This is a genomic window from Trebonia sp., from assembly GCF_049794275.1.
Lineage (GTDB): Bacteria > Actinomycetota > Actinomycetes > Streptosporangiales > Streptosporangiaceae > Trebonia.
Map to the genome: position 1 here is coordinate 1 of NZ_JBARCR010000513.1, position 5,185 is coordinate 5,185.

Sequence of the window (5,185 nt, forward strand, 5' to 3'; positions counted from 1 at the left end):
CAAGGTCTACGGGGTAACCAGGGAACGGATCCGTCAGATCGAGTCCAAGACGATGTCCAAGCTGCGTCACCCGTCGCGGTCCCAGGTGCTGCGCGACTACCTGGACTGAGCGCATGACAAAGGACCGCGGCCTGCAGGCCGCGGTCCTTTGTCATGGGTCCTTTGTCATGCACATCCGCGTCGCCTTCCGGGCATGAACACGGGCCGCTCACGGCCACAGTGCCCGAGCGACCCGCGGTTACGCGGTCACGTCTGGATAACCGGCTAGTTCTCCGGGGTGGGGGTCTCCTGGGTGATCAGCCGGCCAGTCTCATCCTGGATGTCGACGGCTACCTTGGCGAGTGCCTTCGCGTGCTCGCGCCCGTGGTGCGCGCAGAAAAGCAGCTCTCCCTGGTTCGGGAGCAGGACGCGAACGTACGCCTGTGCGCCACAGCGATCGCAGAGATCAAGGGCGGTCAGCGGCCTGGTGGGGGCTATAGCTCCGGTCACGTCGCCTTCCTCTTCTCGTGCCGCCGGCTCCTGCGTCCGGCTGGCTCGGTTTGCTGCCTGTGCCTTACAGCACAGCACAACACATACCCCGGCGTCAGCCTTCCCTTCGCCGAGTGGTGTACGCCACAAGCGAAAACCGCACTGGCCACGCAACCGGCGGTGCGGGTAGTCACCGGCGAGGTACCCGTGCGGTTCGTGTGGTTCCTACCCGCCAGCAATTGCCCTGACACACATTTGATCCCAAAAGGGGTGCCCCTCACGACGCGGAACGCGGCGAAGCGGCGTGGCTGGCCGCCGGCACTTGCCGCGAGACGCTACCCTTCGAATAGGCGCCTCGCGTGCCGCTCACATTTTCGAGAGGAGACCCCCTGCCCGTGCCCCCGCTCACAGAAACCGCCCGGCCGATGGCGGAGTCCACCAGAGGGCCGGCAAGAGAACTGGCCGACTCCTACAGCGCCAAGCACCTGTCGGTCCTGGAGGGCCTGGAGGCCGTGCGCAAGCGGCCCGGCATGTACATCGGCTCGACCGACGGCCGCGGGCTGCAGCACTGCCTCTGGGAGATCTTCGACAACGCGGTAGACGAGGCACTCGCCGGTTACTGCACCAGGGTAGAGGTCATCCTGCACGCCGACGGGTCCGCCGAGGTCAGGGACAACGGCCGCGGCATCCCCGTCGACAACGAGCGCAAGACCAAGCTGTCCGGCGTCGAGCTCGTCATGACCAGGCTGCACGCGGGCGGCAAGTTCGGCGGCGGCTCCTACACCGCCTCCGGCGGTCTGCACGGGGTCGGCGCGTCCGTGGTGAACGCGCTGTCCGCGCGGCTGGACGTCGAGGTGGACAGGGGCGGCCACACCTGGGCGGCCAGCTTCCGCCGCGGGGTCACCGGCGAGTTCGCCGAGCCGGGGCGACCCCGGCCGGACGCCGACTTCAGCAGGAAGGCGGGGCTCCGCCAGATCGCGCGGGTCAGCAAGACCAAGGCCGGCACCCGCATCAGGTTCTGGCCGGACCGGCAGGTGTTCCTGCGCGACGCCACGTTCAGCTACGACGGCATGGTCGAGCGGGCCAGGCAGACCGCCTACCTGGTGCCCGGCCTGGCCATCGCGGTCCGCGCGGAGGCTGGCGCCCAGCCCGGCCCCGAAGCCGACGGCGACGGCGACGGCGGCGGCCCGCGGCAGGCGGAGTTCAGGTTCGCCGGCGGCATCAGCGAGTTCTGCGAGCACCTTGCCGCGGGCGAGAAGGTCACCGACGTGCTCCGGCTGACCGGCGACGGCACGTTCACCGAGACCGTCCCGGTGCTCGACGACCGCGGGCACATGACGCCGACAGAGGTGGAGCGCACCCTCGACGTCGACATAGCGATCCAGTGGAACGCGGGCTACGACACGATCACCCGCTCGTTCGTCAACGTGATCGCCACCCCGCACCACGGCACGCACGTCACCGGCTTCGACCGGGCCATCGTGCGCACCCTCAACGAGCAGCTGAGAGCCGCCAGGATCCTGCGGAACGGGGACGAGCCGGTCACCAAGGAGGACATCCTCGAAGGCCTCACGAGCATCATCTCCGTGCGGCTGCCAGAGCCCCAGTTCGAAGGCCAGACCAAGGAGGTCCTCGGCACCCCCGCGGCCACCGCGATCGTCAGCCAGGTCGTCCGCACGCAGCTCAAGAACTACTTCGAGAACCCGCCACGCGGCGCGAAGCAGCAGGCCAAAGCGGTCCTGGACAAGGTCGCGAGCGCGGCCAAGACCCGCGTCGCCGCCCGCGAGCACCGGGAGAACCAGCGCCGCAAGTCCGCGCTCGCCAGCTCGAGCTTGCCGGCCAAGCTGGTCGACTGCCGGTCCGCCGACGACCGCAGCGAGCTGTTCATCGTCGAGGGCGACTCCGCCCTGGGCACCGCCAAGCTGGCCAGGGACTCCGAGTTCCAGGCGCTGCTGCCGATCCGCGGCAAGATCCTCAATGTGCAGAAGTCGAGCCTGGCCGACATGCTCAAGAACACCGAGTGCGCCGCCATCATCCAGGTCCTCGGCGCCGGCTCGGGCTCCACGTTCGACCTGGACTCGGCGCGGTACCAGCGGGTGATCCTGATGGCCGACGCCGACGTCGACGGCGCGCACATCCGCACCCTGCTGCTCACCCTGTTCCACCGGTACATGCGCGCGATGCTCGAAGCGGGAAGGGTGTTCGCCGCCGTGCCCCCGCTGCACAGGATCGAGCTGACCAACCCCCGCAAGGGCCAGCTCAAGTACCGGTACACCTACTCCGACGCCGAGCTGCGCCGCACGCTGATCGAGCTGGAGAGCAAGGGCCAGCGCTGGAAGGACCCGGTGCAGCGCTACAAGGGCCTCGGCGAGATGGACGCCGGGCAGCTCGCCGAGACCACGATGGACCCCCGCCATCGCATCCTGCGGCGGATCAGGATCGAGGACGCCAAGGCGGCCATGGACGTGTTCAACCTGCTGATGGGCACGGACGTGGCGCCGCGCCGCGAGTTCATCGTCGGCGGCGCCAGCGAGCTCGACCTGTCCCGCATCGACACGTAGCAACTAACCGAGGACCGCATGCCACCACGCCGCGGCAGCACCACCGCGCCGCCACCGGAAGAGTTCGAAGAGAACATCGTCGATGTCGACGTCACCGAGGAGATGCGCGGCTCGTACCTCGAGTACGCCTACAGCGTCATCTACTCCCGCGCGCTGCCCGACGCCAGGGACGGTCTCAAGCCTGTGCAGAGGCGGATCCTCTACCAGATGAACGCGATGGGCCTGCGGCCCGACCGCGGGCACGTCAAGTGCGCCCGCGTCGTCGGCGACGTCATGGGCCGCCTGCACCCGCACGGCGACGGCGCGATCTACGACGCCCTCGTCCGGCTCGCCCAGCCGTGGGCCATGCGGCTGCCGCTGGTGGACGGCCACGGGAACTTCGGCAGTCTCGGCGGCGACGACGCCCCCGCCGCGATGCGGTACACCGAGTGCCGTCCCACCGAGGCCGCGATGGCGATGGTCGGGAACATCGACGAGGACACCGTCGACTTCGGCCCGAACTACGACGGCCAGGAGCAGGAGCCGCAGGTCCTGCCCGCGGCGATCCCCAACCTGCTGGTCAACGGCACCTCGGGCATCGCGGTCGGGATGGCCACGAACATGGCCCCGCACAACCTGACCGAGGTCATCGCCGCCGCCAGGCACCTGATCAGGCACCCGGACGCCTCCCTCGAACAGCTCATGCGCTTCGTCCCCGGCCCCGACCTGCCGACCGGCGGGCGGATCGTCGGGCTGGACGGCGTCCGCGAGGCGTACGCGACCGGCCGCGGCATCTTCCGCACCAGGGCCGCCGCGAAGATCGAGCAGCTGAACGCCCGCAAGACCGGCATCGTCGTCACCGAACTGCCGTACGGCGTCGGCCCGGAGAAGGTCATCACCCGGATCAAGGACCTGGTCCAGGCGAAGAAGATCACCGGCATCTCCGACCTCAAGGACCTGACGGACAGGACCCGCGGCCTGCACCTGGTGATCGAGGTGCGCAACGGCTTCAACCCGGACGCCGTGCTCGCCGAGCTGTACCGGCTCACACCGATGGAGGAGACGTTCGGCATCAACAACGTCGCCCTCCTCGACGGCCAGCCGCGGGTGCTCGGCCTCCTCGAGCTGCTGACGATTTACGTCGACCACCGCCTCGAGGTCACGCGTAGGCGCAGCGAGTACCGGCGCCGCAAGCGCCAGGAGCGGCTGCACCTGGTCGACGGCATCATCGTCGCGCTGCTCAACATCGACGAGGTCATCCAGGTCATCAGGTCGAGTGACGACGCCGCCGAGGCCAAGAGCCGCCTGCAGCAGATCTTCGACCTGTCCGAGATCCAGGCGCAGTACATCCTGGACACCCCGCTGCGCCGCCTGACCAGGTACGACCGGCTGGAGCTCGAGCGCGAGCAGGAGACGCTCCGCCGCGAGATCGCCGAGCTCACCGACATCCTCGAAGACGACGGCCGGCTCCGCGAGGTGGTCAGCGGCGAGATGGCCGAGCTGGCGAAGAAGTTCGGCACCCCGCGCCGCACGGTGCTGCTCGAAGGCGGCGACGAGGTGCGCGCCGCGGTCCCGCTTGAGGTGGCCGACGACCCGTGCGTCGTGGTGCTGTCCGCGACCGGCCTGCTGGCCCGCTTCCCCGCCCAGTCCGATGATCCAGAACGGTCTCGTGATGACTCCCCGGCCGCCACCGATCGCGCGGCGCACGACATCGTGGCGTCGGCGGTCTCCGCGACCGCCCGCGGCACGATCGGCGCGGTGACGTCGGCGGGCCGCGTGATCAGGCTCAGCGTGCTGGAGATCCCGTCGCTGCCGCCGAGCGATGTGGCCCCGTCCCTGGCCGGCGGCCATCCGGTCACGGAGTTCGTGACCGCGCTGACGCCGGGGGAGAAGGTGCTGGCGCTGGTGAATTTGCAGGCCGCGGATGCGGGCGTTGTACTGGGGACCGCCAGCGGCATCGTCAAGCGCGTGCTGCCCGAATACCCGGCCAACCGTGACGAGTTCGAGCTGATCACGCTGAAGGACGACGACCAGGTGGTCGGGGCCGCCCAGCTCTCGGGCGACGACGCCGAGCTCGTGTTCATCACCACCGACGCGCAGTTGCTGCGCTTCCCGGCCGCCGCGGTGCGCCCGCAGGGCCGCCCGGCCGGCGGGATGGCCGGCATCCGGCTGGACGC

General features: G+C 69.6%; 4 protein-coding genes. 3 read left to right on the forward strand and 1 reads right to left on the reverse strand.

Annotation, left to right across the window (positions count from 1 at the left end; translation table 11 throughout):
- Positions 1 to 109, forward strand: a 109-nt coding sequence (locus tag WA805_RS13905) for a sigma factor-like helix-turn-helix DNA-binding protein (protein ID WP_425242542.1), incomplete at its 5' end; no start/stop codon positions are given.
- Between the two features lie 155 nt (positions 110 to 264).
- On the opposite strand, the gene WA805_RS13910 is transcribed toward WA805_RS13905, so the two are convergent.
- Positions 265 to 489 (reverse strand): DUF7455 domain-containing protein, encoded by a 225-nt coding sequence (locus tag WA805_RS13910; RefSeq protein ID WP_422280596.1) that lies wholly within the window; start codon positions 487 to 489, stop codon positions 265 to 267.
- 404 nt (positions 490 to 893) lie between these two features.
- Here WA805_RS13910 and WA805_RS13915 point away from each other — a divergent pair, with 404 nt between their 5' ends.
- Both WA805_RS13915 and WA805_RS13920 read left to right on the forward strand, forming a co-directional pair.
- On the forward strand, positions 894 to 3,029 hold the full coding sequence (locus WA805_RS13915) for a DNA gyrase/topoisomerase IV subunit B (protein WP_422280604.1): 2,136 nt from the start codon (positions 894 to 896) through the stop codon (positions 3,027 to 3,029).
- 18 nt (positions 3,030 to 3,047) lie between these two features.
- The coding region (locus WA805_RS13920) for a DNA gyrase/topoisomerase IV subunit A (RefSeq protein ID WP_425242541.1) at positions 3,048 to 5,185 on the forward strand (2,138 nt) is incomplete at its 3' end.

Coding starts and splice junctions, on each gene's coding strand:
- WA805_RS13915 (WP_422280604.1), top strand. CDS start 894: ATGGCGGAGTCCACCAGAGGGCCGGCAAGAGAACTGGCCGACTCCTAC.